The 15,222-nt window shown below is 74.4% G+C and carries 14 protein-coding genes; 5 read left to right on the top strand and 9 right to left on the bottom strand.

The genetic code is table 11. From position 1 onward, the window contains the following. Positions 1-74: 74 nt before the first annotated feature. On the top strand, positions 75-1,055 hold the full coding sequence (locus ACFYWL_RS22670; RefSeq protein ID WP_386975756.1) for a phosphotransferase: 981 nt from the start codon (positions 75-77) through the stop codon (positions 1,053-1,055). Positions 1,056-1,129: 74 nt separating this feature from the next. Next, entirely contained in the window at positions 1,130-1,576 is a 447-nt protein-coding gene (locus tag ACFYWL_RS22665) for a hypothetical protein (protein ID WP_386975754.1), read from the top strand. A 65-nt stretch (positions 1,577-1,641) separates the two neighbouring features. Here the strand turns inward: ACFYWL_RS22665 and ACFYWL_RS22660 are convergent, their stop codons facing one another. Continuing rightward, positions 1,642-1,836, bottom strand: coding sequence for a helix-hairpin-helix domain-containing protein (locus tag ACFYWL_RS22660; protein WP_386975752.1), 195 nt, complete (start codon positions 1,834-1,836; stop codon positions 1,642-1,644). 320 nt (positions 1,837-2,156) lie between these two features. Between ACFYWL_RS22660 and ACFYWL_RS22655 the strand changes: the two genes are divergently transcribed. Continuing rightward, positions 2,157-3,257 carry a sporulation protein gene (locus tag ACFYWL_RS22655; protein WP_386975750.1) on the top strand — a complete coding sequence of 367 codons (1,101 nt, stop codon included), beginning with the start codon at positions 2,157-2,159 and terminating at the stop codon, positions 3,255-3,257. Positions 3,258-3,362: 105 nt separating this feature from the next. Then, the gene (locus ACFYWL_RS22650) at positions 3,363-3,581 is read left to right on the top strand and encodes a hypothetical protein (protein ID WP_386975748.1); all 219 of its coding nucleotides are present in this window, start codon (positions 3,363-3,365) and stop codon (positions 3,579-3,581) included. Positions 3,582-3,657: 76 nt separating this feature from the next. On the opposite strand, the gene ACFYWL_RS22645 is transcribed toward ACFYWL_RS22650, so the two are convergent. The 8 genes from ACFYWL_RS22645 to ACFYWL_RS22610 all read right to left on the bottom strand — a co-directional run bounded on the left by ACFYWL_RS22645 (position 3,658) and on the right by ACFYWL_RS22610 (position 13,966). Then, on the bottom strand, positions 3,658-4,572 hold the full coding sequence (locus tag ACFYWL_RS22645; protein ID WP_074477767.1) for an ABC transporter permease: 915 nt from the start codon (positions 4,570-4,572) through the stop codon (positions 3,658-3,660). Next, positions 4,569-5,786: an ABC transporter permease gene (locus tag ACFYWL_RS22640; RefSeq protein ID WP_386975746.1), complete on the bottom strand. Its 1,218-nt coding sequence runs from the start codon at positions 5,784-5,786 to the stop codon at positions 4,569-4,571. The genes ACFYWL_RS22645 and ACFYWL_RS22640 overlap by 4 nt, the downstream gene beginning before the upstream one ends. Further along, entirely contained in the window at positions 5,786-7,375 is a 1,590-nt protein-coding gene (locus tag ACFYWL_RS22635) for an ABC transporter ATP-binding protein (RefSeq protein WP_386975744.1), read from the bottom strand. Before ACFYWL_RS22635 ends, ACFYWL_RS22640 begins: the two co-directional genes overlap by 1 nt. A gap of 37 nt (positions 7,376-7,412) precedes the next feature. Continuing rightward, a complete protein-coding gene (locus tag ACFYWL_RS22630) occupies positions 7,413-8,492 on the bottom strand; it encodes a BMP family ABC transporter substrate-binding protein (RefSeq protein ID WP_386975742.1) in 1,080 nt (359 codons plus the stop codon). Positions 8,493-8,505: 13 nt separating this feature from the next. After that, the gene (locus ACFYWL_RS22625) at positions 8,506-9,966 is read right to left on the bottom strand and encodes an amidohydrolase family protein (protein WP_386975740.1); all 1,461 of its coding nucleotides are present in this window, start codon (positions 9,964-9,966) and stop codon (positions 8,506-8,508) included. Then, the gene (locus tag ACFYWL_RS22620) at positions 9,963-10,979 is read right to left on the bottom strand and encodes an alcohol dehydrogenase catalytic domain-containing protein (protein WP_386975738.1); all 1,017 of its coding nucleotides are present in this window, start codon (positions 10,977-10,979) and stop codon (positions 9,963-9,965) included. The genes ACFYWL_RS22625 and ACFYWL_RS22620 overlap by 4 nt, the downstream gene beginning before the upstream one ends. A 192-nt stretch (positions 10,980-11,171) precedes the next feature. Beyond that, positions 11,172-12,500 carry a PucR family transcriptional regulator gene (locus ACFYWL_RS22615; RefSeq protein ID WP_386975736.1) on the bottom strand — a complete coding sequence of 443 codons (1,329 nt, stop codon included), beginning with the start codon at positions 12,498-12,500 and terminating at the stop codon, positions 11,172-11,174. Further along, entirely contained in the window at positions 12,497-13,966 is a 1,470-nt protein-coding gene (locus tag ACFYWL_RS22610) for an aldehyde dehydrogenase family protein (protein ID WP_386975734.1), read from the bottom strand. The genes ACFYWL_RS22615 and ACFYWL_RS22610 overlap by 4 nt, the downstream gene beginning before the upstream one ends. Before the next feature lie 73 nt (positions 13,967-14,039). Here ACFYWL_RS22610 and ACFYWL_RS22605 point away from each other — a divergent pair, with 73 nt between their 5' ends. Beyond that, complete coding sequence (locus ACFYWL_RS22605; RefSeq protein WP_386975732.1) at positions 14,040-15,122, top strand: NAD(P)-dependent alcohol dehydrogenase; 1,083 nt, start codon at positions 14,040-14,042, stop codon at positions 15,120-15,122. The last annotated feature ends 100 nt before the right edge of the window (positions 15,123-15,222 follow it).

The following is a 15,222-nucleotide window of genomic DNA, read 5'->3' as shown; positions in this document are numbered from 1 at the left end:
GAGGCCGCCGTCAGCAGACGGCCCGGCCCCGGGGCGCCCGCCTTCGCGTACGAGAATCCACCACACTGTGCCGCATGATCGGATCGCAGACGCCGGTGTTGGAGATGCTGTGGGAGGCGCACGACCCGCACCGCGCCCTCGCGGGAAGGTTCGGCTTCGGCGACGCGCGGTCGGCGGGCCGCTGGGTCGCCGGCGTGCTGGACGAGCACTGGGGCGTACGCGTCGACTCCTGCGAGCGGATCGTGATGAGCGACGGCAACGCGCTGGCGTGGGTCGGCACGCCGTCCGGCCGGCTGCTCGCGAAGTGGTCGGTGGTGCCCGATCGTTTCCCGCGCCTGGCCGAGGTGGCACGACTCACGAGCTGGCTCGCCGGCCGGGGCCTGCCGGTCTCGACACCGGTACCCACGCGGGCCGGCCGTCTCCAGGTCGAGGCCGACGGTGTCTCGCTGGGCCTGCAACGGGTGATCGAGGGCGATCTTCTCGACACCACCGATCGCCGTCAGGTGCGGGCAGCCGGGATTGTCCTGGCCCGGCTACAGGACGCGCTCGCGGCATACCCGCACGCCGAACGATTCACCACGCTCGCCGTCGCGTCCCCGCCGTTGACACAACAGATCACCGAATGGCTCGACACCCGCGCCGCGCACCTGCCCGCGGCGGCGCGCGACGCGCTGCGCGGACTGGTCGCCGGCGCGCCACCCGACCGGCTGCCGCGGCAACTCGTCCACTTCGACTTCCGCTCCGCCAACGTCCTGTGTGCCGGTGGCGAGGTCAGCGCGGTCCTCGACTTCGAGGAGGCCCGGCACGACCACCGGCTCGTCGAGCTGGCCCGCGCGACGGTCCTGCTCGGCACCCGCTACCACGACTGGGGACCGGTGCCGCCTGAGGTCCATGCCCAGTTCCTCGCCGGCTACCAGGCCGTGCGCCCGCTAACCCCCGCCGAGTCGGGCTGGTGGGACGTCCTGCTGCTCTGGCAGGCCCTCGCGATGGTGCCGCCCGGCGAGGACCCGACCGGCTGGGGAGCATCCGCGTTGAGCCGACTGCCGCGACCCTGAGCACGGTCTGCGCTCGGCGGGCCGGCCGGATCGGGTGTGGTTCACGATCATGAGGACGTGACATCATGCTGCGCATGTGGGACGAGGACCTCGTGGGGCTCTGGGACAGCGGTCCGTACGACTACGGGGTGATGGAATCGAGTTGGGTCTGCCTCAGGGCCGACGGCACCGGCTGGTCCGCATGGGCCAACGTCGGCGGCGCCTCACTGAGTCAACTCACCTGGATCTGCCCGCAGGAGGGGAAGGTCGAACTGCGATACACATGGACAGCCTTGGGCCCCGGTTTCCCTGGCACGCCGCCAGCCCTGATCGAGGTCGACGAGGAGGGCCCGGACGACACTCTGGTTCGCACCTGCTTCGCGATCAGCCTGGACACGCCACCCATCGGCGGGCCACCCGTCACGACACTGCACTTCGAGGAAAGTGTCGAAAGCTGTCGCCGCTTTGGTCTCCTGACTCGGGAAGTCGACCACCTTCTCGCGCGGTCCCAACCGGAACAAGGTCTATCGTCGACGCCCTGAAGAGGGGCATCGCCGGCACGGGGGCGGGCAGATGAGCGAGGACCTCCCACGCTGGATCGACAGCCCTACCCCAGGCTCAGGTTGTGCTCCTCCAGGGAGTTCTGGATGATCCCGAGGGCCTTCGGCCCCATGCCGTGCAGCTTGGCCAGCTCGGCGCGGGGCACCCCGGCCAGCTCGCGCAGGGTCGTGTAGCCGGCGTTGTTCAGGGCCCGCGTCGCTGGTGCTCCGATCCGCGGGAGGGCATCGAGGGCGGAAGTCATGCCGTCGATCCTAGGGGAAGGCCAGCACGGGCGGCGCGACCTCCGGGCTGAGCCCAGGGCCCCCTCCGGCGAGTCGGGCGGCTCGGCGTCAGAACCACGCGCGCAGGCCAGCCACACCGGCCCCGCAACCCTACCGAAGAGTAGCCAAACCGCCGCACTCAGCTACCTCTCAGGCTGGGTTGGTACTTTCCCGGCGCAGCGGCTTCCACCATGGACGCCGCTGAATCCGTTGCGGCACAAGGGTTTCCGGTGGAAGTTCCACCGAGTCCGGGTGGCGCGCGTGGTGGCTGTCAAGGGAGACACACGGAGTGTTCAAGAAGATGTTAGGCGCGTTCGGGGTGGGTGGCCCGAGCGTCGACACGGTCCTGTCCAACCCGAACACCCGCCCGGGGCTGCTGCTCGGCGGGCAGGTGAACCTGACCGGCGGCAGCCACGACGTGGAGATCGACCACATCACCGTCGGCCTGGTCACCCGGGTCGAGGTCGACGGCGCGGAGGAGGAGTACGACGCGCTCGTCGAGTTCCACCGCGTCCAGGTCGCCGGCGGCCTGCACCTGCGGGAGGGGCAGCACCTCTCCCTGCCGTTCCAGGTGGCGATGCCGTGGGAGACCCCGGTGACCGACCTGTACGGGCAGCACCTGCACGGCATGACGATGGGCCTGCGCACCGAGGTGGCCATCCGCGGCGCGGTCGACAAGGGCGACCTCGACCCGGTGTACGTGCACCCGCTGCCGGCCCAGGAGCGCATCCTGGAGGCGTTCGGCCGGCTCGGCTTCCAGTTCAAGGCCGCCGACCTCGAACGCGGGCACATCTCCGGGCTGCACCAGACGCTGCCGTTCTACCAGGAGATCGAGTACTTCGCGGCCCCGCAGTACGCCCACGCCGTCAACGAGGTCGAGCTGACCTTCGTCACCAACGAGCACGGCGTCGACGTCGTGCTGGAGTTCGACAAGCGCGGCGGACTGTTCGGCGGCGGACACGACTCGTACGGTCGCCATCACGTCGCCCACGGCGACGCCGAGCACGGCGACTGGGCCGCGCAGGTCGACGCCTGGGTCCGCCAGGTCCTCGACGGCCGCCAGAGCCTGCACGCCGGCCATGGCTACGCCCCGCCCGCCCAGGGCTACGGCGCGCCCGGCTACCCGCCGCCGCCCCCGCCGCCCGGCTACGGCGCTCCCGGCTACGGGCAGCCCGCCTACGGCGCACCGGGTTACGGGCAGCCCGCGTACGGCGCGCCGGGCTACGGGCACCCCGGGGGCCACTACAAGGAGGAGCACCACGAGCGGCACGACGGGCCCGGCATGGGCGGGGTCGTCGCGGGGGTGGTCGGCGGCGCGGCGCTGGGCTTCGCCGGCGGGATGATCGCCGACGAGGTCTTCGGCGACGACGAGGACGACGACGGCGGCGACGAGGAGGCGTGAGCCCCGGCGGGTCCATTGTGGATCCGCCCGCCATTCCATGATCTAATTTGTCAGGTTTGTCCGCATCCGACCGGACCGTCCGGCCGGAGTTTCGAAGGAGTGTGCATGCCCGTCACCGCCGACCTCACCAAGCTGGTCGACAAGGCCTACCAGGACAAGACGCTCAGCGAGATCGTCGACGCCCCGGTGTCCGCCCTCGCCGGAGTCAGCGACGGCGACGCGAAGCTGCTCAAGGACGCCTTCAACATCACCACCGTCGGCGACCTCGGCCGCAACCCCTACTTCCGCACCGCCAACGCCCTGGTCGCGCTGACCGCGAAGTAGCGCCACCACGGGTGCCCGGTGCGCCGAGATCGCCTCTCGGCGCACCGGGCGCCCGTGCCGTTCGCCGCCGCCCGGGTCAGGTGGTGCCGCGTTGGAACGGCTGGGCCAGCGCCCGGGGTTCGCGGTGCGCGGTGGCGAACACCAGCATCGCCAGCAGGGCCAGCAGGTACGGCGCGGCGATCAGCAGCTGCGAGTTCATGGTGACCCCGAGCGCCGGCAGCGCCAGCCGCATCGCGTCGGCGAGGCCGAAGACGGCGCAGCCGACCAGCGTACGGCCGAGCCGCCAGGCGCCGAAGATCACCGCCGCGATCACCAGGTAGCCGCGCCCGGCGGTCATGTTCTGGTTGAACGAGCCGACCTCGCCGACGGCCAGGTACGCGCCGCCGAGCCCGGCGAGCAGCCCGCACCACAGCAGCGCCTGCCGGCGGCGGCGGTTGACGTGGATCCCGCTCACGTCGGCGGCCTGCGGGTTCTCCCCGACGGCCCGCAGCTCCAGCCCCCATCGGCTGCGTTGCACCAGCCACCAGGTCAGCGGGATCACCGCCAGCAGCAGGTACACCGGCCAGCGCTGCACGAACAGCATCGGGCCGACGATCGGGATGTCCCGCAGCACCGGGACGCTCACCTGCCACACCTGGTGCCCGGTGAAGGTGCTCACCGTGATCAGGTAGCTGGTCAGGCCCAGCACGAGCGCGTTGAGGACCAGGCCGACGACGAACGTGTTGATCTGCACCCGATGCGACAGGTTGCCGTGCACGAACGCCACCGCCACGCCGACGAGCGCGCCCGCGGCCAGGCCGATGGTGGCGCTGCCGGTGGCGCTGGCCACGGCGATCGACCCGAACGCGGCACCGAGCATCATCGCCTCGACGGAGATGTTGAGGGTGCCGGCGCGCTGGGCCACGTACTCGCCGCAGGCGGCGAAGGCCAGGGGGACGGTGAGCCGGGCCCCGCTGGAGAGGATGGTGGCGATGTTGTCGGCGGCGCTCATGCCAGACTGCCTTCCATAGCGTCCTGCTTGCTCACGGCCGGGTCGGTGGCGGGCGTGCTGGTCGCCGGCTCGCCGGCGCGGCGGCGTCGGCGCAGCATGCCGATCACCACCGGCGGCGCGACGAACGCCAGCACCAGCAGCGCCTTGACCACGTCGACGAGGAACGGCGGCACCCCGGTGGCGGCCAGGAAGCTGCCCCCGGCCCGGAGCACGCCGAACAGCACCGCGACCGGGATGGCCAGCAGCGGATTGTTCCGGGCGACCAGGGCGACCAGCAGGCCGTCCCAGCCGATGTTGAGGGACATGCCCGGCTGCAACCGGTTGGTGCCGACGGGGCTGGCCAGCAGCAGCGCCCCGGCCAGGCCGGCGAGGCCGCCGGAGATGGCCAGCGCCATCCCGCCGAGGGCGCCGACGCGCACGCCGGCGTGCCGGGCCGCCGCCGGGCTGAGGCCGGTCATCGTGAGCCGGAAACCCCAGCGGGTACGCGCCAGCGCGAGGCTGAACACGACCGCGACGACGACGGCCAGGAGGAGGCCGCCGTTGATCTGGAGGTTCGGGTACTCGCCGAGGGAGCTGATCCGGGCGCCCTCGGGCAGCGGGTTGGACTGCGGGGACAGGGTGCCCCGGCCCAGCCGGGACTCCTGGAGCAGCCACGGGGTGTTCACCGCGAACGAGACGAGCTGCTGGGCCAGGAACGTCATCAGCATCGTGCTGACCACGACGTTGACGCCGCGGAAGCGGTACATCAGGGCGCTGAGCCCGGCCCACGCGCCCGCGCCGACTGCCGCGGCGGCCAGCACGCTGACGACGAGCAGCGGTCCGGGCAGCGCCAGGCGCAGCCCGGCCCAGGCGCCGAACAGCGCCCCGATCAGCACCTGCCCCTCCTGGCCGATGTTGAAGAAGCCGGAGCGGGCGCTGACGCAGGCGCCGACGGCGACCAGCAGCAGCGGCGCGACGTACAGCAGGGAGGTGGTCCAGGCCGCCTGGCTGGCCATGCTGCCCTGGTAGAGCGCCTTGGCCGACGCGGTGGGCGAGCCGCCGGTGACGGAGATGAGCAGCGCGGACAGGGCGAGGGCGACGGCCACGGTGGCCACCGTGGCGGCGGCCACCTGCCAGCCGCCGACGCCCGGGTTGAGCCGGCGCAGGAGCCGACGGCCGGTGGCGTCGGGGCCGCTCGGGCCGGTGGGCGGCGCGGCGACGGTGGTGGCGGCCATCAGTGCGCCACCCCGCCGACCAGCATGCCGAGGCGCTCCGCGGTGGCCTCGGCGGTGGGCAGGACCCCGACGATCCGGCCGGAGGAGATCACCGCGATGCGGTCGGCCAGGGCCATCACCTCCTCCAGCTCGGTGGAGATCAGCAACACGGCCACTCCTTCCGCGGCGGCCTGCCGCAGCCGCACGTACATGTCTTCGATCGCGCCGACGTCGAGCCCGTGGGTGGGCTGGGCGGCGACCAGCGCCTTCGGGCCGGCGGACAGCTCCCGGGCCAGCACCACCCGCTGCTGGTTGCCGCCGGAGAGGCTGCGCAGCGGGGTGTCCGGCGAGGGGGCCACGATGTTGAACTCGGCCATCTGCCGGCGGGCGATGCGGTGCATCCGTCGCCGGCTGAGCACCCCGCGCGTGCAGACCCCGGCGAGGGACTTCATGACGAGGTTCTCCGCCACGCTCATGTCGAGCACCACCCCGGAGTGGTGCCGGTCCTCGGGGACGATGCCGAGGCCGGCCTCGTGCAGCGCGCCGGGCCGGGTCAGGTCGGCGGGACGGCCGCCGACCTCGACGACGCCGTCGTCGGGGACCAGCAGCCCGGACAGCAGCTCGCCGAGGGTGGCCTGGCCGTTGCCCTCGACCCCGTAGAGGCCGACGATCTCGCCGGGGGCGACGTCGAGGTGCAGGTCGTCGAGGACGGGCAGGCCGCCGACGCGCAGGGTCACCCCGCGCAGCCGCAGCGCGGCCGGCGCGCCCGGGTCGGCCGCCGGGTCCGCCCCGGCGGGGGCGGCGGCAGGCGGCGCGGCGGCCGGGCCCTGGGACTCGACGGGCAGCAGGCCCAGGGCGGCGCCCTCGGCGCGCAGCGACACGTCGCGGCCGACCATCTGCCGGGCCAGCTCCTGGGCGGTGGTGTCCGCCGTCGTGCCGTGGAACGCCACCGCGCCGCGCCGCAGCACGGTCACCCGGTCGGTGGCGGCCATGATCTCGGCGAGCTTGTGGCTGATCAGGATGACGGCGCGGTTCTCGGCCTGCACGACCCGGCGCAGCACCGTGAACAGCTCGGCCGACTCGGCCTGGGTGAGCACGGAGGTCGGCTCGTCGAGGATCAGCACGGACGGGTCGCGCCGCAGGCACTTGATCAGCTCGACGCGCTGCCGTTCGCCGGCGGAGAGCCGGTCGACCCGGGCGAGCGGGTCGATCGGCAGCCCGTAGCGCTGGGCGACCTGCTCGACCTGGGCGCAGGCCGCCGCCCGGTCGACCCGCCCGGTGTCGCCGAGGATGACGTTCTCCCAGACGGTGAGCGGCTCGATCAGGCTGAAGTGCTGGTGGACCATGCCCAGGCCGAGGTCGGCGGCGACCTGCGGGCTGTCGATCTCGATCGGTTCGGTGCCGCGCAGGATGGTGCCGGCGTCCCGGTGCACCAGCCCGAGCAGGATCTTCATCAGGGTCGACTTCCCGGCCCCGTTCTCGCCGAGGAGGCCGTGGATCTCGCCGGGCCGTACGGCGAGATCCACGGCGTCGCAGGCGACAACCGGACCGTAACGCTTGCTGACCCCGCGCAGGGTGAGAGCCGGCGTCAGCTGGTCGTCAACGTTCACAGTCCGTTCCACCTCGTTGGTCGTCGGGCGGCAGGGGTCAGGAGCCGAGCTTGGCGACTTCCGCCTTGGTGTCGATCTTGTCGGCGCCCACGTCGGCGATGAAGGCGTCCATCTTCTGGGTCTGCTCGGCGGTGGGGGAGCAGATCTTGACCGTCGGGTACGCGTCCTTGCCGAGGTGCCACACCTTGGTGGTGCCGAGCTGCATCTCGCCCTTGGCGAACAGCTCCAGGGCGGCGGCGAAGTACGCGCCCGGGTCGAAGATGACCGAGATGTCGAAGCGCGGGTCGGTCGAGTCGCAGCGGTCGGTGCCGGGGGTCAGGGTGATGGCCCCGCCGCCGGCGGCGAGCTTGGCGGCGGCGTCGGTGGCCCCGCCCAGGTACGGATAGATCACCTTCACGCCCTGGCTGAGCTGCGCCTGCACGGCCTCCCGGGCCTTGGCCGAGTCGTTGAAGTCACCGGTGTAGGTGGTGACCAGCTCGGCCTTCGGGACGACCATGCGGATGCCGGCCTTGAACGCCTTGGCGGCGTTGACGGAGAAGTCGGCCTCCATGCCGGTGACGAAGCCGGCCTTGGTGGCGTTCTTCTGCTGCATCAGCAGGCCGGTGGCGTAGCCGGCGGCCAGCATGCTCTGGCTGGGGTCGTCGCTGGAGATGACGGTGCGCGGGGTCTGTGGGACGTTCTCCGACGACGGCACGTACCAGGCGGTCTTCGCGCAGACCGGCTCCTCGGAGGCGGGGATGGCGTCCTTGAGCTCCGACGCGCCGAGGGCCACCATGTCCACGCCCTGCTGGCACATGGCCCGCGCGGCGGCGAGCGCCTCGGTGGCCGGGACGCTGCCGCGCTTGATGACCTGCCAGCCCTTGCTGGTGGCGAACTTCTCGGCGCCGACGACGAAGCTCTCGTAGTAGCCCTTGTCGTTGATGTCGCCGGGGCTGAGCACCCCGATGACGACCTTGCCGTCGCCGTTGACGTCGGGCTGCCCGGCCTGGGTGGTCCCGCCGCTGGCGCTCCCCGCCGCCGACGGCGCGGACGCGTCGTTGCTGGCACAGCCGACCAGGGCGAGGGCGAGGGCTCCGGCGAGCACCGCCGCCGGGCCCTTCGCGGTACGAAGTGTCATGGTGCGTTTCCTCTCACAGTGGGGGCGTGGCGGCGGCCGGCTCGGCCGGGCGCGCGCAGTGTTCGGTCGCGGGCACGGTCGGCCAGCGATGGGGGATGTCGATGCCGGCCCGGCGCAGCAGGGCGGCCCGGCGTGCGCCGGCCTCCTCGCGCAGGGCGTCGACGTCGACGGTGGTGACCCGCCGGTCGCGGACCACCAGCCGACCGTCGACCAGGACGTCGCGGACGGTGTGCCCGGCCGCGCCCCAGACGAGCTGGGTGGCCAGGTCGCCGCGCGGAGCCCAGGAGATGGTGCGGGCGTCCAGGACGACCAGGTCGGCGGCCTTGCCGACCTCGATCGAGCCCGTCAGCCGTCCCAGCCCGACGGCGTCCGCGCCGTCGATGGTGGCCAGGGCGAACACCTCGTCGGCGCGCAGCGGGTCGGGCGCGCCCCGGTCCCGCTCCAGGCCGGCGAAGAGCCGGGCGGCGCGCCACACGTCGGGGGTGTCCCCGGCGTTGTGCGAGTCGCAGCCCAGCGCGAGCCGGCCGCCGGCGCGGCGCAGCTCGGTGTGCCGGCCGGCGCGGCTGACGCCCTGCCCGAGGCGCAGGTACGCGCCGGGGCAGGCGGCGACGGCGGCGCCGGAGTCGACGAGCGCGGCGAGCTCGGCGTCGTCGAGCCAGACGGCGTGGCCGAGCAGCAGCCGGGGGCCGAGGACGCCGAGGTCGCGCAGGTGCAGCACGGGCCGGGGGCGGCCGGCGGCGGCGTACGCGGTGACGTCGTCCGGGCCGGGCGAGATGTGCCAGGTCATCGGCACGTCGAGGCGCTCGGCCAGCGCGGCGGCGCCGGTGAACAGCTCGTCGCTGACCAGGTCGTGCCCGAGCAGGGTGATCCAGCCGGTGACGAGGTCGTCGCCGGCGAGCGCGGCGACGGTGTCGGCCTGGGCGGCGAGGGCCTCGGCGGCGGGCAGCGCGTGGGGCGCGCCGGGGGTGTCCCAGCCCCAGCCGCCGACGCGGGCGCGGATGCCGGCGGCGCGCAGCCCCCGGGCGACCCGCAGCGGGTGGGCCACGGTGCCGGGCTCCAGCAGCGTGGTGACGCCGTAGCTGAGCGCCTCGACGGCGGTGAGGGTGGCCGACAGCTCGTCGTCGTCGCCGGTGACGGCGGCGTGCAGCGGCACGATCCAGTCGTAGATGGCCTGCTGGGCGGGGACGTCGTCGGGGATGCTGCTGCGCACGAGGGGGTCGGCGGTGGTGTGCTGGTGCGCGTTGACCAGGCCGGGCACGACCACGCAGCCGGCGGCGTCGAGCTCCGGGCTGCCCGGGTACGCGGCGCGCAGCGCGTCGGCGGGGCCGAGCGCGGCGATCCGGCCGGCGGTGACCGCGATCGCGCCGCCGGTGACGACCTCGCGGCCGGGGGCCATGGTGACGATCTCGGCGTCGACGATCAGCAGGTCGGCGGGGCGGGGGGCGGCCGGGGGCGCCGGCGGGGTCCCGGTCACGGCCGCACCAGGATCTTGCCGACGAGGTCGCGGGACTCCTGCCGGGCGTACGCCTCGGGCAGGTCGGCCAGCGGGTACTCGGTGGCCCGCACCACCCGCAGCCCACCGGCGTAGAAGGCGTCGAGCATGGCGGCGAAGTCGGCGGGGGCGTACGCGCCCGCGCCGAGCAGCCGCAGCCCCCGGTGGTAGACGTCGGCCAGGGAGAAGGTCACCTGGTCGCCGCTGGTGTTGCCGAGCAGCGCCAGCCGCCCGCCGGTGCGCAGGCTGGCCAGGGAGACCGGCCAGGTGGCGGTGCCGACGTGGTCGACGACGAGGTCGACGCCGTGGCCGCCGGTGCGCTCGCGCACCTCGTCGACGGTCCGCCCGTCGAGGTCGAGCGCGTCGGCGCCCAGGTCGGCGGCGAGGGCCCGCTTGGCCTCGGTGCGGGCCACGGCGAGCACCCGCGCGCCGGCGCGGCGGGCGAGCTGGATGGCGGCGATGCTGACGGCGCTCGCGCCGGCCTGCACCAGCACCCACTCCCCCGCACGGACGGCCCCGACGCGGTGCACGGCGTGCCAGGCGAGGCTCCAGGCGGTGGGCAGCGCCGCGGCGTCGGCGAGGTCGACGTGCGCGGGCACCGGGTGCACGACGGCGGCGGGGACGGCGACGAGCTCGGCGAAGCCGCCGGGGCGGTTGCCGCCGACCACGGCGAGCCGGGGGCAGTAGCCGGGCTGGCCGTCGGCGCAGGAGGGGCACGCGCCGCAGCCGACGGTCGGGTCGACCAGCACCCGGTCGCCGGGGCGTACCGTAGTGACGTCGGAACCGACGGCGACGACCTGGCCGGCGACGTCCATCCCGGCGACGTGGGGCAGGCGGAAGCCGGGCAGCAGGCCCGGGCCCTTGCGCTGGAGCAGGTCGAGGTGGTTGAGCGCGGCGGCGTGCACCTGGATGACGGCCTCGGCCGGGCCGGGCTCGGGGTCGGGCAGGTGGCGCAGTCGCACCACCTCCGGGCCACCGAACCCCGTCTGGACCATCGCTCGCACAGGACCCCTCCGGCGCTCTGCCAATCGATATGGCGTCTTGCATTGTGATTCGCATTGCTTAGCGACGTACTCTGCCTGCGGTGCATCGGCATGTCAACGGCTTGACCGAAACAGGAACGCCAGCGAAACCAAGCCGTGCCTTTACGCCCCCGCCGCGCCGTTTCCAGGGCATCGATCGGCAGGTCAGCCCGGGTCGGACGCGGCCAGCAGCTCCCGCGCGGCGAGCGCGGTGCGCAGCACCGTCGCCGTGTCGGGGGCGAGCGGGTCGACCCCGAGCAGCCGCTTGATCAGACCGACCCGGTAGCCCACCGAGTTACGGTGCAGGTGCAGGCGCTCGCTGACGGCCTGCCGGCTGCCCCCGGTGGCCAGCCAGCAGTCCAGGGTGCGCAGCAGGTCGTCGCGGTGCGCGATCGGCCCCAGGTGCCGCTGCACGAACCAGCGCAGCCGCTCGTCGGGCACGGCCAGCAGGACCTGGTGCAGCCCGGCCCGGCCGAACGGCAGCTCCGGCGGCGCGTCCGGCTGCCGCAGCAGCAGGCGCAGCAGGCGGTCGGCGTCGCGGAACGACGCCGCCGTCCGGGCGGGCCCGCTGACCACGGCGCCGCTGGCCAGCCGCACCTGCCCCGCGCCGACGATCTGGTCCAGCCGGGCCCGCAGCCGGGTCGCCTCGCGCTCGACGTCCTCGCCGTGCAGCAGGGTCCAGGCCCGCCGCCCCTCGGCGAGCACGGGCCGGTCCAGCCAGCTCAGCGCCGACGCCCACCGCCGCTGCTGGGACCCGGTGTAGCCAATCCCGGCGACCGCGTGCGGCAGGTCCAGCCGCCACCCGTGGGCCGCGCCCGCCCGCAGCAGCTCGGCCTCGGTGAACCCGCGCGGGCCGGCGAGCACGCCGGAGCCGGCGAGCACGCCGGAGCCGGCGAGCACGCCGGAGCCGGCGACGCCGGGCGGGTCGCCCGCGCCGGGCGGGTCGCCGGGCCCGGGCGGGCGGACGCCGTCGCGCAGCGCCCGCAGCACGGCCGCGGCGTCGGCGAAGGCCGGCAGCGGGGGCGACTCGCGGCGTACGGCGTCGATCAGCAGCGCGGTGGTCGCGGCCCGGGCCAGGTCGAGCTGCCCGACGGTGACCGGCTCGGCCACCAGCAGCGCGCCGAGCCGCCGCTGCCCCGCGCCGACCGGCACGGCGCGGCCGGTCCACCCGTCGGCGCAGCGGACCCGGCCCGCGCCCGCGCCCGCCACCTGCCCGCCGCCGGCCCGGGGGCCGGCCAGCGCCCGGCGCACGTCGTCGGGGTCGGCGTCGCGGGCGTCGCCGGCCGCGCCGTCGCTGGCGGCCAGCAGCTCCCCGGCCTCGGAGACCAGCCGGCAGGCCGCCCCGACGCGCTGCGCGAGCGCGGCCAGCAGGCCCGGCCAGCCGGCCCCGCCGAAGGCCAGCTCGGCGAGGGCCTGGGCGAACGCGGCCGGCGGCGGCCCGGTCGCGACGCTCAGCCGCGCCCGGGCCGCCGGAAGCTCGCCCGGCCGGGTCACGCCGATGGGCGATCGAGCAGGCGGACCGCCACGGCCTTCTCCTGGGTGTACTCGCGCAGCGCCGCGTAGCCGCCGCCCCGGCTGAACCCGCTCTCCTTCTGCATGTTGAACGGAAAGCCGATCACCCCGGCGTCGTGGAACTGGTTGACCGCCACCTGGCCGCTGCGGGCGTCGGCGGCGACCCGCAGCGCCCGGGACACGTCGCTGGTCCAGATGCAGGTCAGCAGCCCGAAGTCGGTGCCGTTGACCAGCGCCACCGCCTCGTCGACGCCGCGGAAGCCCTGCACGGCCAGCACCGGGCCGAAGACCTCCTCGCGGGCCAGCCGCATGCCGGAGTCGACCCCGTCGAAGACGGTCGGGGCGACGAACCAGCCGTCGCCGTGGCGCGCCCCGGCCGACTCGCCGCCGGTGATTAGCCGTGCCCCGGCGGTCGGGGCCTCGGCCAGGAAGCCGCGCACCCGGTCGTACTGGGCCTGGCTGACCAGCGGCCCCATGTCCAGGTCCTGGTCCCATGCGCCGGTGCGCACGGCCGCCATGCCGGCGGCGACCCGCTCCACCACCTCGGCCCGGATCGACTCCTCGACCAGCAGCCGGGACCCGGCGTAGCAGTTCTGCCCCGCGTTCTCGGTGATCGAGGTGACGATCGCCGGGATCGCCACGTCCAGGTCGGCGTCGGCGAAGACGACGTTCGGCGACTTGCCGCCCAGCTCCAGCTTCACCGGGACGAGGTTCTCGGCGGCGGCCCGCATGACCGCCCGGCCGGTCGCCGTGGAGCCCACGAAGCTGATGTGGTCGACGTCGCGGTGCCCGGTGAGCGCGGTGCCCGCCTCGGGGCCGAGGCCGGTGACGACGTTGAGCACGCCCGGCGGCAGGCCGGCCCGGCGGGCCAGCTCGGCCAGGGCGAACGGGGCCAGCGGCGCGATCTCGGAGGGCTTGAGCACGACGGTGTTGCCGGCGGCGAGGGCCGGGGCGACGTTGGCCGCGGTGAGCACGGCGGGCACGTTCCACGGGATGACCACGGCGCACACCCCGTACGGCTCGGGGCGGGTGTAGCCGAAGTAGTCCGGCGTGCGGGTGGGCAGGGTGACGCCGGTGAGCTTGTCGGCCGCGCCGGCGAAGTAGTCGACGATGCCGTGCGCGATGTACATGTTGAGGCGTCCGCCGGAGCGGGGCTTGCCCACGTCACGGGCCTCGTGGGCGGCGAGGTCCTCGACGTGGGCGGCGATCAGGTCGGCCCAGCGGCGCAGGATCGCCCCGCGCTCGGTGGGCGAGGTCGCCGCCCAGGCGGGGAAGGCCCGGCGGGCCGCCGCGACGGCGGCGTCGACGTCGGCCGCCCGGGCCCGCGCCACCGGCTGGATGGGCTCGCGGGTCGCGGGATCGAGCACCGGCAGCTCGCCCTGGTCGGCGGCGGCGACCCAGGCGCCGTCGATGAGCTGGCGGGCGGGGGGAATGTCCAGGTCAGCCATGAGGGAATCCTTGACCCTCCATGTTTCACATGTCAAGATGCAGTCTCGCTTTGTGAGTTGACCGGGAGGACGTGTGCGGATCACTGCTGCGGTGCTGGAGAGCGCGGGAGCGCCGTTCACCCTCCAGCAGCTCGACCTCGCCGAGCCGGGGCCGGACGAGGTGCTGGTGCGGGTGGACAGCGTCGGCGTCTGCGGCACGGACCTGGAGTTTGCGAACTTCTTCCCCACCCCGGCGGTCCTCGGCCACGAGGGCAGCGGCGTGGTGGAGCAGGTGGGCGCGCGGGTCACCGGCGTCGCCGTCGGCGACCACGTGGCCATGAGCTTCGCCTCCTGCGGCGAGTGCCCGCTCTGCCTCGGCGGAAACCCGGCGTACTGCCGCCGGTTCGACGCCGTGAACTTCGCCGGGCGGCGGCCCGACGGCAGCTCGGCGCTGTCGCGCGACGGCGTGGCCGTCAACGGCCACTTCCTGGGCCAGTCGTCGTTCGCCACCCACGTGGTCGCCCCCGCCCGCGCCGTGGTGCCCGTCGCCAAGGAGCTCGACCTGCGGGTCGTCGGCCCGTTCGGCTGCGGCTTCGGCACCGGCGCCGGCGCGGTGCTCAACGTGCTGCGCCCGGAGGTCGGGTCGTCGCTGGTCGTCTTCGGCGCGGGCGCGGTCGGCGTCGCGGCGATCCTGGCCGCCCGCGCGGCCGGCTGCGCCGTGGTGGCCGCCGTGGACGTCAACGCCGGCAAGCTGGACACCGCGCGGCTGCTCGGCGCGACCCACGGGGTGCACTCGGCCGCCGGGGACCCGCGCGAGCTGCTGGCGGCGATCGCCCCGCACGGCTTCGACGTCGCGATCGACACCACCGGCCGGGAGGACGTGCTGCGCACGGCGGTGGAGGTCCTCGGCCCGCTGGGCCGCTGCGGCGTCATCGGCGTCGGGCCGAGCGAGCAGATGAGCTTCGACTGGCGCAGCATCCTCAACGGACGCACCGTCACCGGCATCATCGGCGGCAACAGCCTGCCGCAGGTCTTCCTGCCCAGGCTGCTCGACCTGCACACCACCGGCCGGTTCCCGGTGGACCGGCTGATCACCTACTTCCCGTTCGAGCAGATCAACGAGGCGGTGGCGGCGGTGCGCGCCGGCGAGGTCGGCAAGGCGGTCCTGACCTTCTGATGCTCGATTCGTGACACCGTCTCGTGATGCGAGCGAGTTACGCTCGTCGTCCGACACCCCAGTGGCGCGGCTGGGCAACACCGCGCAGCGTCCCGCACCC

The sequence above is a fragment of the Micromonospora sp. NPDC002575 genome (assembly GCF_042889525.1).
GTDB classification, from domain to species: Bacteria; Actinomycetota; Actinomycetes; order Mycobacteriales; family Micromonosporaceae; genus Micromonospora; species Micromonospora carbonacea.
This window is presented reverse-complemented; position numbering and strand designations above follow the sequence as displayed.

What these genes read in the sequence shown, in the direction of transcription:
- ACFYWL_RS22670 (WP_386975756.1), top strand. Translation starts at nt 75, where the DNA reads ATGATCGGATCGCAGACGCCGGTGTTGGAGATGCTGTGGGAGGCGCAC.
- ACFYWL_RS22665 (WP_386975754.1), top strand. Translation starts at nt 1,130, where the DNA reads ATGTGGGACGAGGACCTCGTGGGGCTCTGGGACAGCGGTCCGTACGAC.
- ACFYWL_RS22660 (WP_386975752.1), bottom strand. Translation starts at nt 1,836, where the DNA reads ATGACTTCCGCCCTCGATGCCCTCCCGCGGATCGGAGCACCAGCGACG.
- ACFYWL_RS22655 (WP_386975750.1), top strand. Translation starts at nt 2,157, where the DNA reads ATGTTAGGCGCGTTCGGGGTGGGTGGCCCGAGCGTCGACACGGTCCTG.
- ACFYWL_RS22650 (WP_386975748.1), top strand. Translation starts at nt 3,363, where the DNA reads ATGCCCGTCACCGCCGACCTCACCAAGCTGGTCGACAAGGCCTACCAG.
- ACFYWL_RS22645 (WP_074477767.1), bottom strand. Translation starts at nt 4,572, where the DNA reads ATGAGCGCCGCCGACAACATCGCCACCATCCTCTCCAGCGGGGCCCGG.
- ACFYWL_RS22640 (WP_386975746.1), bottom strand. Translation starts at nt 5,786, where the DNA reads ATGGCCGCCACCACCGTCGCCGCGCCGCCCACCGGCCCGAGCGGCCCC.
- ACFYWL_RS22630 (WP_386975742.1), bottom strand. Translation starts at nt 8,492, where the DNA reads ATGACACTTCGTACCGCGAAGGGCCCGGCGGCGGTGCTCGCCGGAGCC.
- ACFYWL_RS22620 (WP_386975738.1), bottom strand. Translation starts at nt 10,979, where the DNA reads ATGGTCCAGACGGGGTTCGGTGGCCCGGAGGTGGTGCGACTGCGCCAC.
- ACFYWL_RS22610 (WP_386975734.1), bottom strand. Translation starts at nt 13,966, where the DNA reads ATGGCTGACCTGGACATTCCCCCCGCCCGCCAGCTCATCGACGGCGCC.